The sequence below is a fragment of the Ferdinandcohnia sp. Marseille-Q9671 genome, assembly GCF_976954385.1.
The window spans coordinates 855,184-872,293 of sequence record NZ_CDRJTA010000001.1 but is presented as its reverse complement, the minus strand read 5'-3'; the positions used below and the strand labels follow the sequence as shown (position 1 = coordinate 872,293).

At 38.0% G+C, this 17,110-nt stretch carries 14 protein-coding genes, 1 other RNA gene and 1 other annotated feature; of the genes, 12 read left to right on the top strand and 3 right to left on the bottom strand.

Going from position 1 to position 17,110, the window contains the following annotated elements:
• Positions 1–177 precede the first annotated feature (177 nt).
• A complete protein-coding gene (locus ACWNMY_RS04585; protein ID WP_449537098.1) occupies positions 178–2,367 on the top strand; it encodes a RelA/SpoT family protein in 2,190 nt (729 codons plus the stop codon).
• A gap of 92 nt (positions 2,368–2,459) precedes the next feature.
• The gene (gene dtd / locus ACWNMY_RS04580; protein ID WP_449537097.1) at positions 2,460–2,900 is read left to right on the top strand and encodes a D-aminoacyl-tRNA deacylase; all 441 of its coding nucleotides are present in this window, start codon (positions 2,460–2,462) and stop codon (positions 2,898–2,900) included.
• A 62-nt stretch (positions 2,901–2,962) separates the two neighbouring features.
• Here dtd and ACWNMY_RS04575 read toward each other — a convergent pair whose 3' ends face one another.
• Positions 2,963–4,753 carry an SH3 domain-containing protein gene (locus ACWNMY_RS04575; protein ID WP_449537096.1) on the bottom strand — a complete coding sequence of 597 codons (1,791 nt, stop codon included), beginning with the start codon at positions 4,751–4,753 and terminating at the stop codon, positions 2,963–2,965.
• A 138-nt stretch (positions 4,754–4,891) separates the two neighbouring features.
• Between ACWNMY_RS04575 and ACWNMY_RS04570 the strand changes: the two genes are divergently transcribed.
• The 5 genes from ACWNMY_RS04570 to ACWNMY_RS04550 all read left to right on the top strand — a co-directional run bounded on the left by ACWNMY_RS04570 (position 4,892) and on the right by ACWNMY_RS04550 (position 10,000).
• Entirely contained in the window at positions 4,892–5,068 is a 177-nt protein-coding gene (locus ACWNMY_RS04570; RefSeq protein WP_449537095.1) for a hypothetical protein, read from the top strand.
• A 153-nt stretch (positions 5,069–5,221) separates the two neighbouring features.
• Positions 5,222–5,586 (top strand) — a binding site (T-box leader).
• Positions 5,587–5,692: 106 nt separating this feature from the next.
• Positions 5,693–6,961 (top strand): histidine--tRNA ligase, encoded by a 1,269-nt coding sequence (hisS, locus tag ACWNMY_RS04565; RefSeq protein WP_449537094.1) that lies wholly within the window; start codon positions 5,693–5,695, stop codon positions 6,959–6,961.
• A gap of 12 nt (positions 6,962–6,973) precedes the next feature.
• Positions 6,974–8,743: an aspartate--tRNA ligase gene (gene aspS, locus ACWNMY_RS04560; protein WP_449537093.1), complete on the top strand. Its 1,770-nt coding sequence runs from the start codon at positions 6,974–6,976 to the stop codon at positions 8,741–8,743.
• Positions 8,744–8,807: 64 nt separating this feature from the next.
• Positions 8,808–9,054, top strand: a non-coding RNA gene (gene ssrS / locus ACWNMY_RS04555) — 6S RNA.
• Between the two features lie 178 nt (positions 9,055–9,232).
• Entirely contained in the window at positions 9,233–10,000 is a 768-nt protein-coding gene (locus ACWNMY_RS04550) for a tRNA threonylcarbamoyladenosine dehydratase (RefSeq protein ID WP_449537092.1), read from the top strand.
• A gap of 167 nt (positions 10,001–10,167) precedes the next feature.
• Here ACWNMY_RS04550 and ACWNMY_RS04545 read toward each other — a convergent pair whose 3' ends face one another.
• The gene (locus tag ACWNMY_RS04545; protein ID WP_449537091.1) at positions 10,168–10,848 is read right to left on the bottom strand and encodes an RsfA family transcriptional regulator; all 681 of its coding nucleotides are present in this window, start codon (positions 10,846–10,848) and stop codon (positions 10,168–10,170) included.
• A gap of 294 nt (positions 10,849–11,142) precedes the next feature.
• On the opposite strand from ACWNMY_RS04545, the gene ACWNMY_RS04540 reads away from it, so the two are divergent.
• Complete coding sequence (locus tag ACWNMY_RS04540) at positions 11,143–12,063, top strand: ABC transporter ATP-binding protein (RefSeq protein ID WP_449537090.1); 921 nt, start codon at positions 11,143–11,145, stop codon at positions 12,061–12,063.
• Position 12,064: 1 nt separating this feature from the next.
• Positions 12,065–13,006 carry an ABC transporter permease gene (locus ACWNMY_RS04535; protein ID WP_449538386.1) on the top strand — a complete coding sequence of 314 codons (942 nt, stop codon included), beginning with the start codon at positions 12,065–12,067 and terminating at the stop codon, positions 13,004–13,006.
• 28 nt (positions 13,007–13,034) lie between these two features.
• On the opposite strand, the gene ACWNMY_RS04530 is transcribed toward ACWNMY_RS04535, so the two are convergent.
• Positions 13,035–14,336, bottom strand: a complete 1,302-nt coding sequence (locus ACWNMY_RS04530; RefSeq protein ID WP_449537089.1) for a replication-associated recombination protein A — start codon at positions 14,334–14,336, stop codon at positions 13,035–13,037.
• A 334-nt stretch (positions 14,337–14,670) separates the two neighbouring features.
• Here ACWNMY_RS04530 and ACWNMY_RS04525 point away from each other — a divergent pair, with 334 nt between their 5' ends.
• The 3 genes from ACWNMY_RS04525 (at position 14,671) to ACWNMY_RS04515 (ending at position 17,106) form a co-directional block, all read left to right on the top strand.
• Positions 14,671–15,342, top strand: coding sequence for a YczE/YyaS/YitT family protein (locus tag ACWNMY_RS04525; protein WP_449537088.1), 672 nt, complete (start codon positions 14,671–14,673; stop codon positions 15,340–15,342).
• Positions 15,343–15,362: 20 nt separating this feature from the next.
• Positions 15,363–15,776, top strand: coding sequence for a cysteine metabolism transcriptional regulator CymR (cymR, locus tag ACWNMY_RS04520; protein WP_449537087.1), 414 nt, complete (start codon positions 15,363–15,365; stop codon positions 15,774–15,776).
• A 187-nt stretch (positions 15,777–15,963) separates the two neighbouring features.
• Positions 15,964–17,106, top strand: a complete 1,143-nt coding sequence (locus tag ACWNMY_RS04515; RefSeq protein ID WP_449537086.1) for a cysteine desulfurase family protein — start codon at positions 15,964–15,966, stop codon at positions 17,104–17,106.
• Positions 17,107–17,110 lie beyond the last annotated feature (4 nt).

Genomic DNA, 17,110 nt, shown 5'->3' with positions numbered 1-17,110 from the left:
ACAATTTTTACGTAATGTAAGCAATATTTCTCTTATTTCCCTTTACATCTTTCAAGATTTTCAAGATAATAGTAACAATAATCATTTTAATTCTATAATTAATTCAATAAATTCAAATTCAAACGATTCAAAGAGTTTCTCTTTGAATCTTCAATTTCTAAAAAGGTGATTAAATCCATGGCAAACGAACAGGTCTTAGCTCCTGAGCAAGTAATAGAAAAAGCAAAAATATATTTGAATGATAAAGATATAGAATTTATTCAACGTGCGTATGAATTTGCGGAGGATGCTCATAAGGAGCAATTTCGAAAATCAGGTGAACCTTATATTATCCATCCGGTTCAAGTAGCTGGCATACTGGTCGATCTTGAGATGGATCCCTCTACAATTGCAGGTGGGTTCCTACACGATGTAGTAGAGGATACAAATATCACTTTAAAGGATATTAGTGATGCCTTTAGTCCTGAAGTAGCCATGCTTGTTGATGGTGTAACTAAACTTGGTAAAATCAAGTATAAATCTCAGGAAGAGCAGCAAGCTGAAAACCACCGGAAAATGTTTGTTGCAATGGCTCAAGACATACGTGTTATTTTAATAAAATTAGCCGACCGATTGCACAACATGCGTACACTTAAACATCTACCACAAGAAAAGCAACGCAGAATCTCCAATGAAACGCTAGAAATCTTTGCGCCATTGGCACATCGTCTTGGTATATCTAAGATCAAATGGGAGCTTGAAGATACAGCCTTACGCTATTTAAATCCACAGCAATATTACCGCATTGTGAATCTTATGAAGAAGAAACGTGCAGAACGTGAAGAATACCTTGAAGAGGTTATTAATGAGGTAAGAGAGCGTGTGGGTGAGGTTTCAATTAATGCCGAAATCTCTGGACGACCAAAACATATATACAGTATTTATCGTAAAATGGCCATTCAAAATAAACAGTTTAATGAGATCTATGACCTACTTGCAGTAAGGATTGTCGTTAACAGCATAAAAGATTGTTATGCCGTTTTAGGAATTATTCATACATGCTGGAAACCAATGCCTGGAAGATTCAAGGACTATATCGCCATGCCGAAACCAAATATGTATCAGTCTCTGCATACCACAGTGATTGGGCCAAAAGGTGATCCTCTAGAGGTTCAAATCCGAACAGTAGAAATGCATCAAATTGCTGAATTTGGTATTGCTGCACACTGGGCATATAAAGAAGGGAAACAAGTAAACCAACAGTCTACCTTTGAGGAAAAATTAACCTGGTTCCGTGAAATTTTAGAATGGCAAAACGATGCTTCTAATGCAGAAGAATTCATGGAATCCTTAAAAATCGACTTGTTTTCCGACATGGTTTTTGTATTCACTCCTAAAGGAGATGTGATTGAATTACCATCAGGTTCAGTGCCGATAGATTTTGCCTATCGGATTCACTCTGAAATAGGAAATAAGACGATCGGTGCTAAGATAAATGGTAAGATGGTAACGTTGGATTATCAATTAAAAACCGGCGATATTATTGAGATTTTAACTTCGAAGCATTCCTATGGTCCAAGTCAGGACTGGATTAAACTTGCCCAAACGTCACAGGCAAAAAATAAAATACGTCAGTTCTTCAAAAAGCAACGTCGTGAAGAAAACGTGGAAAAAGGGAAAGAATTAGTTGAAAAAGAAATTCGTAACCTTGAATTCGAAGTGAAAGAGATTTTAACACCAGATAATATCAAAAGGGTTGCTGAAAAATTCAACTTTACGAATGAAGAGGATATGTATGCAGCAATTGGGTATAACGGAATCACAGCTGCTCAAATTGCGAATCGTCTAACTGATAAACTGCGAAAGCAACGTGACCTCGAACAGGTAGCTGAAACGGTAGCCGATATTAAACAAGTGTCTACCCGTACAAAAAGGCGTGATTCAGGCGTACAGGTACAGGGAATAGATAATTTACTTATTCGTCTATCAAAATGTTGTAATCCGGTACCAGGTGATGAAATTGTCGGCTTTATCACCAAGGGACGAGGTGTTTCCGTACACCGTGCTGACTGTCAAAATGTTCATACCCAGGATGCTCAACAACGACTAATAGAGGTTGAGTGGGAAAGTAACTTATATGATCGCAAAGAATTTAATGTAGAAATAGAGATTTCTGGATATGATCGTCGAGGACTGTTAAATGAAGTTCTACAAGCAGTAAACGAAACGAAGACTAATATAACAGCTGTTTCAGGTAGATCCGACCGAAATAAAATGGCAACCATTAATATGTCTATCTCTATTCAAAATGTAAGTCATTTACAAAAGGTTGTTGAACGAATTAAGCAGATACGGGATATATATTCTGTTAGACGTGTAATGAGTTAATCAATCGTATTCTGCGGAGGGCTAGCCCCCTGCAGAATACGTCTAACAAAATGATGAAAAGGCACAATGGATACATAGGAAGTGAACGAAGTATGAGAGTTGTTGTACAACGAGCTAGAAATGCAAAGGTGACTGTTCAGAGTGAAGAAGTAGGTTCTATTGAGAATGGCCTAATGCTTTTGGTAGGAATCACACATACTGATACAGTGGATGATATAAAATATGTAGCGGATAAAATAGTGAATCTGCGTATCTTTGAGGATGACGATGGCAAAATGAACCTGTCTCTGCTTGATATAAAGGGTGAGATTTTATCGGTATCTCAATTTACCTTATACGGCGATTGCCGAAAAGGACGAAGACCAAACTTTATGGAGGCTGCAAAGCCTGAATTTGCAGATAAATTGTATAATTTATTTAACACCGAGTTAAAAGAAAAAGGTGTACACGTAGAAACAGGGTCGTTTGGAGAAATGATGGATGTCCAATTTACAAACGTAGGGCCAGTGACCTTGATTGTGGAAAGTAAATAAGAGAAAGCCTCCGAGCAATTTGCTTGGAGGCTTTTCTATGTTTACCAGTTGTTTTAAGAACCTTATTTGCTTTTAAAATACTGTGCTAGTCCATAATAGATACCGTTTGAGATATTCTCTTGGAAACTATTAGTGTTGACTGTATATTCTTCAGTCGGGTTACTAATGAATCCTAATTCTAGCAATGCTGAAGGATTACGATTTTCCCGTAATACCTGAAAATTTCCTTCACGGTGTTGTCTGTTTTTAAATCCTGTATTCTTAACCATTTCTGTTTGAAGTGCAGATGCAAGTCCAACATCTATATTTTTATAGTAATAGGATGTAACCCCACGAGCACTTCGATCATACACACTATCATAGTGAACACTAATGAAAGCATCAGCATTCCGGTAATGAGAAATACTTACCCTGTTTCGTAAACTAACATAATTATCACTATTACGTGTTAGTACTACATTCGCACCTGATGCACTTAGTTTATCAAATACAATTCTTGAGGTGCGTATTGTTAGATTTTTTTCGAGTGTGCCACTTACCCCAATTGCCCCAGAATCATTTCCGCCATGTCCTGGATCAATTACAATCGTTTTTCCTTTTAGGTATTGATTCACACCAGGTCTTTCCACAATTTCCTCTGTACCATCTATCGAAACGATCCAACCTGCAACATAACCGACCTTATTTCCAGGAAGGTTTATTTTATACCAATCACCTTCCTTTGCGACCATAGTGAACGAATCACCTTCGTTTGCACGAGCTGCTACGGAATGTGAAGTTGCTGGACCTGAACGAATATTCGTACCGTTATAAAGGATTTTAACTGTTGACTGGCCAGAATTCGGTTTATCTGAAGGTGAAGGTGAAGCTAGCTGTACCTCTAAATACCAGCTTGCTACCCAACCTTTCGTACCGTTGGATAACGTGATACGGCTCCAGTTGTTTACTTCCTCTTCAATTGTAACCTTGTTTCCTTGCTTCAAGCTCCCTACTATTCTCCCAGATAATGAACCACTATCTCTCACATTCAGACTCGATGCTGTCACAATTCCTGCCTTACCGGATTTTGGACTCTCAGGAGGTGTTGTAGGTTGTGTCGGAGTTTGTCCACTCCCATTGTTTGATATACCTGCAACAAAATCTCGGTGTATCCATGCTGAACTATTTCCGAACTGAATTTCTAGCCAATTCTCTCGTTCGTTTAGGATTGTAATTTTTGCATGTTGTTTTAACTTACCAACAATTCTACCTTGTAAATTAGGTTTATCCCTCACATTAAGAATAGAAGCTGTTACAGTTCCAGTTTTATTTGCACTACCGGTGGAAGGGGTTGATCCAGTATTTGATTGACCTGATCCCTGTTTTGTTGTCATATATTGCGAGGAAACCCAACCGCTATTTCCTTTAAGAGATATTTTCATCCAACTTTCATTCTTTTCAATAAAACTAGCTTCGGTCCCTTTGTTTAACGATCCGATTACCTGAAAACTTGTTCCTGGACCACTACGGAAACGTAAACCATCAACGGTTGATACAACTGTTGAGGAGGAAACTGCAGGTGTCGTATTGACTTGGTTTTCTTTTATAAGCCATGAAGCAACCCATCCCGTTTTTCCAGAAGATAGCTGCAACTTAACCCAATCATTTTTTCGCTCTATAATGGAGTATTTCTCTCCTTGTTTAACCTGTGCAGTCCGGCCATAGGACAGTCCTGGACCTTCTCTCACATTTAGTATAGGTGTATCGATAATTGCTATTTGTTCAGCCTTTGTCAGTTCCCCGGGATTAGTAGAAACCGAAAAAACTATTGCGAGTAGTAACGCAAGTCCCATTTTGAAAATCTTATGTAACACTTGATAGCCTCCTTGAATAAAAAAACATAGCTTTATTACAATTCGATATAAATAAAAAAAATCCTGTTATAAAAAGAAATAAAATCTAAAAAAAGGGAAAGATACGTAATAGTTCATAAACGAAAAGAGGGGATTTGAATGAGATTCAGCGAAAAAAGTAACAATGTACAAGCTAGTGGAGGAAATGTATTTGGGGTTGACTTCCATGATTTTATCCAAAAGGAACAGTCTTCAACATATGTAGAACTTGCTTCAGAGTTTGGTGTTTCTATAAGAGATGTTCGAAATTTAAAGAAGCAATTACATCGTAACTAAATAAAAAACATAACTTAAACTTGACATCAAGTGCGTTCATACGTATGATAATATAAAATTCTACAAAAAATGTATGGATAAATAGCTATTACGAACATAAGGTCGAATGACGAACTGTTTGGATAAAAATGGGCTTTTTACCATTCTACATATTTTGAACCAGTGATGGGGAAGAGTAAATAAGATTACACATGACTAGAGAGGGAATGTCATGGGCTGAAAACATTCCTGCATGATGACTTATTGAAAGAACACCTCGTAGGTTTCTCTCTGAAAAAGCACTAAGCTTTAGTAGGAGGTGAACGTTTCAGGCGTTAACTGATCGAGTGAAAACTAAACTAATCTCTAAACGGCCAAGAAGCAAGAAGGTCGAGGCAGCAAGTTTTCGAGAAACGTAAGTGCACGTATTTGGTGCACGCGTATCGCAGAAAATGAAGCTAACGAAGAGATTCGCCGCTTATTGGCCGTTTAGTTTTAACTAGGGTGGCACCACGGGATCTCAAGTTCTCGTCCCTACAATTTTATTGTAGGGATGGGAGCTTTTTTTATTTTATTAGATAAATTTCTAAGAAGAGATGTGTAAAAGAGTACATATCCTTGAGAGGTTTAGAGGAGGAGTTAGAAATGGTTAATATTCCTAGAGGTACACAGGATATTCTTCCAGGCCAAGTGGAAAAATGGCAGTTTATTGAGGAAAGAGCTAGAGATATTTGTAAAAGGTTTAACTATAAAGAAATCCGAACACCTATTTTTGAACATACAGAGCTTTTCTTACGAAGCGTAGGAGAAACAACCGATATCGTAACGAAAGAGATGTATACTTTTGAAGACCGTGGAGAAAGAAGTTTAACTCTTCGACCAGAAGGAACAGCAGCGGTTGTCCGATCGTATGTCGATAATAAAATGTTTGGAAACCCATCACAGCCTACGAAACTTTATTATTGTGGCCCGATGTTTCGTTATGAAAGACCTCAGGCAGGTCGTTATCGTCAGTTTGTACAGTTTGGTGTAGAGGCACTAGGAAGTAATGATCCTGCGATTGATGCAGAAGTTATTGCACTTGCAATGGAAATCTACCAATCCCTTGGATTAAAGAAGCTAAAGCTTGTCATTAATAGCCTTGGTGACCAAGCAAGTAGAATTGCACATCGAGAAGCTCTCATTGCTCACTTCTCTCCTAGAATCGATGAGTTTTGCTCCGATTGTAAATCTAGATTAGAGAAAAATCCTATGCGTATTCTTGATTGTAAAAAGGATAGAGAACATGAGCTCATGCAATCAGCGCCTTCTATCATTGAATATTTAAATGAGGAATCAGCTGAGTACTTTAATAAGGTGAAATCTTATCTAACAGACTTACAGATTGACTTCGAGGTGGATTCCGGACTTGTTAGAGGTCTAGATTATTATAATCACACGGCATTTGAAATTATGAGTAATGCAGAAGGATTTGGTGCTATCACTACACTATGTGGTGGTGGTCGTTATAATGGTTTAGTTGAAGGACTTGGTGGACCTGAAACCCCAGGTATAGGGTTTGCTTTAAGTATCGAAAGACTTCTTGCAGCATTGGATGCTGAGGGAGTTGAATTACCAATTGAAGAGCAGGTCGATTGTTATGTGGCTGCAATTGGTGAACATGCAGCTGCAAAATCAGTAGGACTAGTAAATGAGCTAAGAAAAGCTGGTGTAGTAGCTGAAAAGGATTACCTAAATAAAAAGGTAAAGGCTCAATTTAAAGCTGCAGATCGTCTTCAAGCGAAATTCGTTGCAGTTTTAGGTGATGAAGAAATGGAAAGAAACGTTATCAACGTAAAGAGTATGGAAAGTGGAGAACAACAAGAGGTACAAATCGATCAATTTATAACATATATACTTGAAAAAAGTCGCTAGGGAGTGGGTAACATGTTTGGAAGAACGTATTATTGTGGTGAAGTTACAGAGCAAGCTATTGGAGAAAAGATAAGCCTAAAGGGCTGGGTTCAACGTCGTAGAGATCTAGGTGGCCTCATATTCATCGACCTTAGAGATAGAACTGGAATTGTACAAATTGTCTTTAATCCTGAAGAATCAAAAGAGGCCTTGGAAATTGCAGAAACAGTCAGAAACGAATATGTACTCGCTGTAGAAGGTACTGTTGTAGCCCGTGCTGAGGGTACAGTAAATGATAATCTTGTGACTGGTAAAATTGAAATCAAGGTAACAAATGTCACAATTATTAATGCAGCAAAAACACCTCCATTTATGATCGAGGATCGAACTGATGTATCGGAAGACCTACGTTTAAAATATCGTTATTTGGACTTACGTAGAAACGTTATGTTTGAAACATTCAAAATGCGCCATAATGTAACGAAATCGATCCGTGAATACTTAGATGGTGAAGGTTTTCTTGATATTGAAACACCGATTCTAACAAAGAGTACACCTGAGGGTGCACGCGACTATCTCGTACCAAGTCGTGTACACCCAGGAGAATTTTATGCTTTGCCACAATCTCCTCAAATCTTTAAACAACTATTAATGGTTGGTGGATTTGACCGCTATTACCAAATTGCTCGTTGCTTTAGAGATGAGGATTTACGGGCGGACAGACAACCTGAATTTACACAAATTGATATTGAGACTTCCTTTATGAGCCAAGAAGACATCATGGCAATGGCAGAGCAGATGATGAAAAAGCTAATGAAAGACGTAAAAGGAGCTGAACTAGAGCTTCCACTACCAAGATTAACGTATAACGATGCAATGGATCGTTACGGGTCTGATAAGCCTGATACACGATTTGGAATGGAACTAGTCAACCTTTCCGAAATTGTAAAGGAAAGTGGATTTAAAGTATTCAGTAATGCAGTAGCAACTGGTGGGCAAGTTAAAGCAATCAATGCAAAAGGTGCTGCGGATAAGTATACACGTAAAGACATCGACGGCCTCACTGAATATGTGAATCGATATGGTGCAAAAGGACTTGCATGGTTAAAGGTTGAGGAAGAAGAAGTAAAAGGTCCAATCGCTAAGTTTTTCGATGCAGAAGAGCAACAGTCTTTAAGAGCTATACTAGAAGCAAGTGCGGGTGACCTATTATTCTTTGTGGCGGATAAGCCAAATGTAGTAGCGGACGCACTTGGTGCTTTACGATTAAAACTTGGAAAAGAACTTGATTTAATTGATACATCTGCATTTAATTTCCTATGGGTAACTGATTGGCCACAGTTTGAGTTTGATGAGGAAGATGGCCGTTATTATGCAGCGCACCACCCATTCACAATGCCAGTTAGAGAAGATATCGAACTTCTCGACAGTAAGCCATGGGAAGTGAAGGCGCAAGCATATGACTTAGTGTTAAATGGTTATGAATTGGGTGGAGGCTCACTTCGTATCTTTGAAAGAGATATCCAAGAAAAAATGTTTAATGTATTAGGATTCACGGAAGAGGAAGCAAGAGAGCAATTTGGCTTCTTATTAGAAGCATTTGAATATGGTACACCGCCACACGGTGGTATTGCACTAGGATTAGACAGACTTGTCATGCTTTTAGCAGGTAGAACAAACCTGCGTGATACGATTGCTTTCCCTAAAACAGCTAGTGCAGGCGACCTGTTAACAGATGCACCTGGTGAAGTAAGCAAAGCACAATTAAATGAACTGTATTTGTCGTTAAATGTACGAAAATAGCGAACAAAACCTTAATTGGTCAACTTGTAAACACCTATGTCGTGTGTTACTATTGTGACAAATAGAAGTCCTGATGTGTTTGTCGTATAACCTATTGTTTTGACCGAACAATAGATTATACGGGAGCCCGGGGTTTTCAACTTGCGTAAATGCCTCATTCGTAAGAGTGCATGTTCAAAAAAGAGGTTGAAAGGATTTCCTTTCTCGATTTTTTGAACATACTCAAAGTGGACTTACAAAAGTCGAAACAGGGTACCCACCTGCGGTGAGCGGGTTCAAAACTAAGGAGCGACGGCATGATTGGGACTTCTACAGTTTTACTTACTAATTAACTCCCTGTTTACTCATTGTAAACAGGGTTTTTTGTGCAAAAATTACTTTAATTCACATAGAAATACTTGAAATTAGTCAAAAGTATGTTATATTCTAATTCGGGAAAAATACGAAAATGAATATGTTGGATTTGATACTTAATTTGGAGTTGAAGATATGTTACACCAATTTTCGCGTAATGAATTAGCAATAGGAAAACACGGGGTTGATATATTAAAAAATAGCACAGTGGCTATTCTTGGGGTCGGGGGCGTTGGTTCGTTCTCGGTTGAAGCCCTTGCACGTTCAGGTGTCGGAAGACTAGTGTTAGTTGATAAGGACACGATTGATATTACAAATATTAATCGACAGCTTCCTGCTTTACTATCTACTATTGGTCAATCAAAGGTAGATGTAATGAAGGAGCGTATTGCAGATATTAATCCTGAATGCGAAGTAATTGCATTGAAAATGTTTTATACAGAAGAAACGTTTGAGGACTTTTTTAGCTATGACCTAGATTTTGTAATAGATGCTTCTGATACAATCATGTATAAAATTCACCTTATTAAAGAATGTCTTAAACGGAATATTCCAATTATCTCAAGTATGGGTGCCGCTAACAAAATGGATCCTACCCGTTTTAAAATAGCGGATATTTCGAAGACACATACAGACCCAATTGCAAAAGTGATCCGTACAAAATTACGAAAAGAAGGAATTCGTAAGGGTATACCGGTTGTTTTCTCTGATGAAAGCCCAATTGTAATAAGAGAAGATGTTCGTAAGGAAATCACTGATGAAAATGCCAAAATACGTAAAGCAAAAATGCCACCTTCCTCAAATGCATTTGTTCCTTCTGCATGTGGATTAATTATGGCAAGCTACGTTGTTCAAGAGCTACTTAAGGATATAAAAATTTCTAGAGTTAAGGATGAAAAATAAAAAACGTGGCCAGTTTGGCCACGTTTTGTTTATTTCTAGCTCAAGGGCACCATTGGTTGGAGGTCACAAGCCAATCGCTTCTAAAAGATTTAAAAGCGCATTCTGTCAGAGCCTGACTTGTGCTTGTCGCCGATGGGCTTGTCGCCGATGGGCTAGTCGCCCTTTGCTTACTTCGCTACTTGTTCGAGGTTTCCGTTTTTGTCCATCCTAAATGCAGGTGAATTTCGATCCTCTGTATCTTCAAACATGACTAATCGTCTAGCACGGTCCATTATTTGAACAAGTGCTTGGTAGTCTTCTTGAATGATAGTCTGTTGGTCAGATAACTTATCAAGCTTTTTCTCAAGTTCTTTTGTCTTTTGTTGTAGAGCTTCATTCTCTCTGCGTAATCTGTTGTTTTCATACTCTAGTTGATTCGTAAGAAGATCATTTTTCCGCAGTGAAGATAAAAATGAAATACAATCATCAAGTGTAATTTTATTTGATGATGGAATTAATTCAGCTGATACTTCTTCAGTATACGTAACTGGCGTATTTTCAATCTGTGGCTCATAATTCGTTTTCATAGGTTGCTCAGGCTTACTAATTGTTTCAGTATCCTTTTTCATTCTTTCTAATGCTCTTTTTCTTTCTTTTCGCTGTTTCTTCGCAATGGCAATTGCTTGTTCATAATTGTTACGAACTTCTGCATTCCATCTAAATCCACAAGCAGCTGAAGTTCGATTTAATTTGTCTCCTACTTCATCAAATGCTGCTAACTGAGTTCCGCCTTCACGTATATAACGAAGTACCGTTTCAGCCAATAGTAGATCATCTTCGTGTGACCATGCATCTTGTCTAACCTTCATGTAACCAACTCCCTAATTTTACTAGATTTTCATTAGTATTTTCTTTATATCTAGCATGACCACGTTATTTTTGTTTTATACATTAGTAGTTTTGTAAAAAATGAAAATACACCTAAAGGCGTAGGTAAAAGCTTTTCAATATTTCATTACTGTAAAAAATTCTCATAACCTAAAAAAATGGGAACTTTTTCATCTATAATACGTAGGTAGTATTGTGACATATTTCGAAGAAGCAATAGGCGGAAGCGAGATTCTTCTAGTATTGAATCTCACAAACTGATAGGGGGAAACAACGTGGAACCAGTTTTACAATTGAAGAATGTGAAAAAAACTATAGGTAGAAAAGAGATAATCAAGGGAATATCCTTTGACGTATATCCTGGAGAAGTATTCGGCTTCTTAGGGCCAAATGGAGCAGGGAAAACGACAACAATCCGGATGCTTGTTGGACTTATGTCCATCACAAATGGTGAAGTACTCATTAAAGGAACAAATATAGCTAAGAATTTCGAAGAGGCAGTTCAGCATATAGGGGGAATTGTTGAAAATCCTGAGATGTACAAGTTTTTGACAGGGTATCAGAACCTTATTCATTATGCAAGGATGGTTAAAGGGGTATCGAAAGAAAGAATTCTTGAAGTGACGGAGTTAGTTGGGTTAGGGAAAAGAATAAATGATAAGGTAAAAACGTATTCGCTAGGAATGAGGCAGCGATTAGGAATTGCACAAGCCTTGTTACATAGCCCCTCTATTTTGATATTAGATGAACCAACCAATGGATTGGATCCCGCGGGTATAAGGGAAGTACGTGATTATGTAAGAAAACTTGCTAGAGAAGAGGGACTTGCGGTTATTGTATCTAGTCATCTACTTTCAGAAATGGAAATGATGTGTGATCGAATAGGAATCATCCAGAACGGTAAATTAGTGGGTGTCCAGAAGGTAACCGACTTTATGGGCGAAGAAACGAGTATAAAAGTTCTTTTCCAGGTGGGTGATGTTGACCGAGCGATAGCGGTTCTAGCATCAGAGTTTCCTGCTATTACAACTAGCAAAGTGGAAAAGGGAATCGAGTTATCGATTGAACTAGAAATGATTCCACAAATAAATGCTAGTTTTGTAAAAAATGAGATTCAGGTGTTCGGAATTGCCCAGATCTCTAAATCATTAGAGGATCGATTCTTAGAGGTAACAGGAGGAAACAAAATTGGCTAATATGATTAAACTTATTCAAAATGAAAATATGAAAATTTACCGTCGTGTTTCTACCTGGATTATGCTCGTAATTTTAATAGGTGCGGCTGTAATTGTAGGAATTGTAATGAATATTACAGCATCTGATTCAGATACGGAAAACTGGGAACAAAACCTGCAGCAACAGAATGAAATGTACAAGGCTGATATGGCGAATGAAAATTTACCAGACTTGGCAAAGGTTTATTCAGAAAAAGAATTGGCAATAAATGAATACCGTCTGGAACACGATCTAGCCCCGGTGGAAGCAAGGTCTATTTGGAACTTTATGAGTAATGCAGCAGAAATAGTTTCATTAATTACATTGTTTACAATCGTTGTTGGTGCAAGTAGTGTTGCCTCCGAATTTACATGGGGGACAATCAAACTATTATTGATTCGTCCGGTATCACGTGCAAAAATTCTACTCTCTAAATACTTGGCAACAATCCTATTCGCTTTATTTTCTTTGGTGATTCTATTTCTGGTCTCCTTTATTGTAGGAGCTATCTTCTTTGGTGTTGGTGAGTCGTATCCACATCTAGTGTATAGAGATGGTGCAGTCCAAGAGGTCTCAATGGTTTCTCATATTTTAGGAATCTTTGGATTAAAATCAATTAACCTAATCATGATGTCAACATTTGCTTTTATGATTTCAACTGTATTTAGAAATAGTGGTTTAGCGATTGGTTTAGCGATCTTCCTAATGTTCGCAGGTGTTAATGTCACATCGTTACTAGCAATGAAGTTCGATTGGGCAAAATACATTCTGTTTGCGAATACAGATTTATCCCAATACCTTACAGGGCGTATATTAATTGAAGGTATGACAATGACATTTTCAATCATAATGTTGATTATCTATTTTGTTATTTTTAATGCACTCACTTGGCTAGTCTTTACAAAGCGTGATGTAGCAGCATAAACATGAAAAAGGCAGAAATAGGGTTAATCTATTTCTGCCCTTCTTTTTGTAATTGGTCGAGCCGTTCATACACTTTTGAGAAATGTTTTTCCTGACCATTTTGTTTTGGTTTAAAATATTCTCTGTTTTTAAGTAAGTCAGGGAGGTATTGCTGCTTAACCCAACCATTTGGATAATCATGTGGATATTTATAACCAATACCGTGTCCGAGCTCTTTTGCTCCGCTGTAATGGGCATCCCGTAAATGATCTGGAATTTCCCCAATGTTTCCTTTTCGAATATCTTCTATTGCCTTATCCAATGATTTATACGCACTATTTGTTTTCGGAGACAAGCATTGTTCAATGACTACATTCGCAAGTGGGATTCGTGCCTCTGGAAGTCCAAGCAGTTCTACAGCATTACAAGCAGTAACAGTGTGAACAGCAACTTCTGGTGCTGCTAATGAAATATCTTCGTACGCGATAACAGTTAAACGTCTGCAAATGGAAGTTAAGTCTCCACCTTCAATAAGTCTAGCTAAATAGTGAAGAGCTGCGTTCACATCACTACCTCTAATACTCTTCTGGAGACAAGATAATAAAGAATAATGAAGGTCCCCATCTTTGTCGTGTGAAAAGCCCTTATTTTCAACACATTCTTTCACTAAATCTAAATCAACCTTTATGGACTCACTATCCTTTGTTTTGGATGCCATTACGACATCTTCTAACACATTCATGGCTGAGCGAGCATCGCCTTTCGTAGAGGCTGAAATAAGATTAATAGCTTCCTCAGAAATGGATATTTGCATGTCACCGAGCCCGCGTTCTTTATCCTCTAAAGCTCGTTGTATTAATTCACGTATGTCTTCCCTGGTTAAAGGTCGTAGTTCTTTAATCTGTCCACAACGACTTCGAATCGCTGGATTTACATCGTGGAAAGGATTTTCTGTCGTTGCCCCAATTAAGGAAATAAGCCCACGCTCAACATGTGGCAGTAAATAATCCTGCTGGGCTTTGTTGAAACGATGAACTTCATCAATGAAAAATAATAGCTTTCCTTCCGTTTTTGCAACAGCTACTGCGTCTTCAATATCCTTTTTTCCTGCCGTTGTGGCATTAATCGAGATAAAGGGCATATCAACGGTTCCAGCAATGGCTGTTGCAATCGATGTTTTCCCGATACCAGGTTCTCCGTATAGTAAAATGGATGGTACATGTCCATTCATGATCATTTTATATAAAGCAGTATCTTTTCCAATAACATGCTTTTGACCAAGTATCTCCTCAATATGTCTTGGTCGCATTCGATACGATAAAGGTGCTTCGATAAGTGATTCAAAAAGCAAAAAGTTCATCCCCTTACACAATTCAATCTTCGAAATACACGAACCTGTTTTTTAGCCCACAGAATCTTGTTCGAACAAACTTCTTTTGAAAAATCCGAGGCAGTCATTAGTGGTTACGATTTTTTCCTTGTGTTAGCCTCACTAAATTTGATTGTATTCCCGTCGATTGAACACCACTGAATAATGTTAACTTTATCATACGTTTAGTACTGATAAAATACAAATGAATTGCGATTTGTGTTATAATGTCGTGAGTTTAGAAGAAATACGATTACCTTTATATAAAGAAAAAATTATAATCATCGTATGTTTAACTTGAGTTGGAGTGAGGAGAATGAAAGTACAGTCTAGCTTTAGCAACCACGCTTTGAAGTGGTCAACTTATTTTATTGGTTTATTAATTATGTCACTTGGTGTTGTATTGATTATTAAAGCAGATCTCGGAGCTTCACCGTGGGACGTATTGCACATTGGACTATATAAACAAATAGGTCTTACAATCGGATCATGGTCAATTATTGTTGGCTTTTTGGTTTTATTTATTTCCGCGTTTTTAACAAAGCGTTTGCCACAAATTGGTGCTTTCTTAAATATGATTTCGGTAGGTATTTTTATTGATATGTACATGATGATACCGTTCTTTGTAACACCAGAATCCACAACAGGCAAAATAATTATGTTGTTCTTGGGGCTTATGATAAACGGATATGGTATGGGAATTTATATTTCAGCAAGAGTTGGTGCAGGTCCAAGAGATAGTCTTATGCTGGCTTTAACTGAAATTACGAGCTGGAAGGTACAATACATTCGTTCCGGGATGGAAGTCATTGTTTTAACGGTAGGCTGGTTGTTGGGTGGTCCCGTTTTCTTGGGAACATTGGTGTATTGTGTTGGAATTGGTTATATAGCAGGATTTGCATTACCTCAGTGTCAACGTCTGTTCGATGGTTTGAAACGTAGATTTGAAAAAACGCCTGTCGTTGAGGTGAATCATTTTAGTAATTAGGTAAATAGGAGTGTATTTTTATGAAAATATCAACAAAAGGAAGATACGGGTTAACGATCATGATTGAGTTAGCAAAGAATCATGGTAAAGGGCCACTATCATTAAAATCAATTGCTGCAAAGCATGATTTGTCTGAACATTATTTAGAGCAATTGATTTCTCCACTACGTAATGCAGGACTTGTAAAAAGCATTCGTGGTGCTTATGGAGGCTACATTTTGGGTGACGAGCCCGAAAAAATAACAGCAGGCGATGTAATTCTTGTTCTTGAAGGTCCAATAAGTCCTGTGGAAGTTCTAGAGGATGAAGAGCCTGCAAAAAGGGAATTATGGATACGAATACGAGATGCAGTAAAAGAAGTACTTGATAATACAACGTTAGAAGATCTTGCTAGCCATAGTGACGGTAATGATGCATATATGTTTTATATCTAAGAAAAACATGTCATAATCTAAAAGTTAATGCTTTGGTAGATGCTTTATTTTTATATGGAATTTTTGATAGATAAGAACAAAGACTAAGTACGACACGTCCTGTGGTGTACGCCTTTGAGACCACATCAAATAACCAATCTAACGCATACCGCCTAGGCACATTTGATAAAGAAGGAGGGTGGCATTGTTGCAACGAATCTATTTAGACCATGCAGCTACTTCGCCTATGCACCCTGATATTGTGGAGAGCATGCTCCCATATATGACGGAATCCTTTGGTAATCCCTCAAGTATTCATTTTTTTGGTAGAAAGAGTCGCCATGCCATAGATGAGGCAAGGCAAACAATTGCAGAAAGTATCCATGCAAAGCCAAACGAAATTATATTTACAAGCGGGGGAACAGAGGCAGATAATTTAGCCATTACCGGAACAGCCCTTGCCATGCAGGAAAAAGGCAAGCATATTATTACCTCAGCTATCGAGCATCACGCTGTTCTTCATACATGTGAACATTTAGAAAAGCTAGGCTTTACAGTTACGTATGTACCAGTTAATGAGGCAGGGCTTGTTGCCGTTAGCGATATAGAGAAAGCACTCACGGATGAAACAATTCTAGTATCTATTATGTTTGGGAACAACGAAATAGGTGCTCTACAACCAATTGAGGAAATCGGCAGGCTTCTAGAAAATCACCAAGCATTATTTCATACAGATGCGGTTCAAGCCTATGGTTTGGTAGACATCGATGTAGATCAATATAAGATTGATTTATTGTCAGTATCTGCACATAAAATAAATGGTCCTAAGGGGACTGGATTTTTATATATCCGTGAAGGTAATAAAGTTGCTCCACTCGTATTTGGGGGAGAACAAGAAAAGAAGCGTCGAGCTGGAACAGAAAACGTCGCTGGTATAGTTGGCCTTCAATCTGCAGCTGAATTAGCGAAGCAATCAATCAGTGAAAAAAGCTCTCTTTATCTAGATTTTAAACAAACCTTTCTTTCAGTTTTAAAAGAAGAGGGTATTGTGTTTGAAGTGAATGGCGATTTGTCAAAATCGTTACCGCATGTGTTAAATGTATATTTTCCCGGAACAAATGTGGAATCAATGCTTGTGAACCTTGATTTAGCTGGAATAGCAGCATCAAGTGGATCAGCTTGTACAGCGGGATCGATTGACCCATCACATGTGCTAGTTGCCATGTTCGGCAAACAGTCGGACCGAATCGCGGCTTCCATTCGTTTTAGCTTCGGTTTAGGAAATACGATTGATGAAGTGAAAAAGGCTGCATTTGAAACGGCAAAAATAGTGAATAGGTTAACAAGCTAGGAGG

Excerpts from the sequence above, each read along its gene's own strand:
- ACWNMY_RS04585 (WP_449537098.1), top strand. The coding sequence starts at position 178 with ATGGCAAACGAACAGGTCTTAGCTCCTGAGCAAGTAATAGAAAAAGCA.
- dtd (WP_449537097.1), top strand. The coding sequence starts at position 2,460 with ATGAGAGTTGTTGTACAACGAGCTAGAAATGCAAAGGTGACTGTTCAG.
- ACWNMY_RS04570 (WP_449537095.1), top strand. The coding sequence starts at position 4,892 with ATGAGATTCAGCGAAAAAAGTAACAATGTACAAGCTAGTGGAGGAAAT.
- hisS (WP_449537094.1), top strand. The coding sequence starts at position 5,693 with ATGGTTAATATTCCTAGAGGTACACAGGATATTCTTCCAGGCCAAGTG.
- aspS (WP_449537093.1), top strand. The coding sequence starts at position 6,974 with ATGTTTGGAAGAACGTATTATTGTGGTGAAGTTACAGAGCAAGCTATT.
- ACWNMY_RS04550 (WP_449537092.1), top strand. The coding sequence starts at position 9,233 with ATGTTACACCAATTTTCGCGTAATGAATTAGCAATAGGAAAACACGGG.
- ACWNMY_RS04545 (WP_449537091.1), bottom strand. The coding sequence starts at position 10,848 with ATGAAGGTTAGACAAGATGCATGGTCACACGAAGATGATCTACTATTG.
- ACWNMY_RS04535 (WP_449538386.1), top strand. The coding sequence starts at position 12,065 with ATGATTAAACTTATTCAAAATGAAAATATGAAAATTTACCGTCGTGTT.
- ACWNMY_RS04525 (WP_449537088.1), top strand. The coding sequence starts at position 14,671 with ATGAAAGTACAGTCTAGCTTTAGCAACCACGCTTTGAAGTGGTCAACT.
- cymR (WP_449537087.1), top strand. The coding sequence starts at position 15,363 with ATGAAAATATCAACAAAAGGAAGATACGGGTTAACGATCATGATTGAG.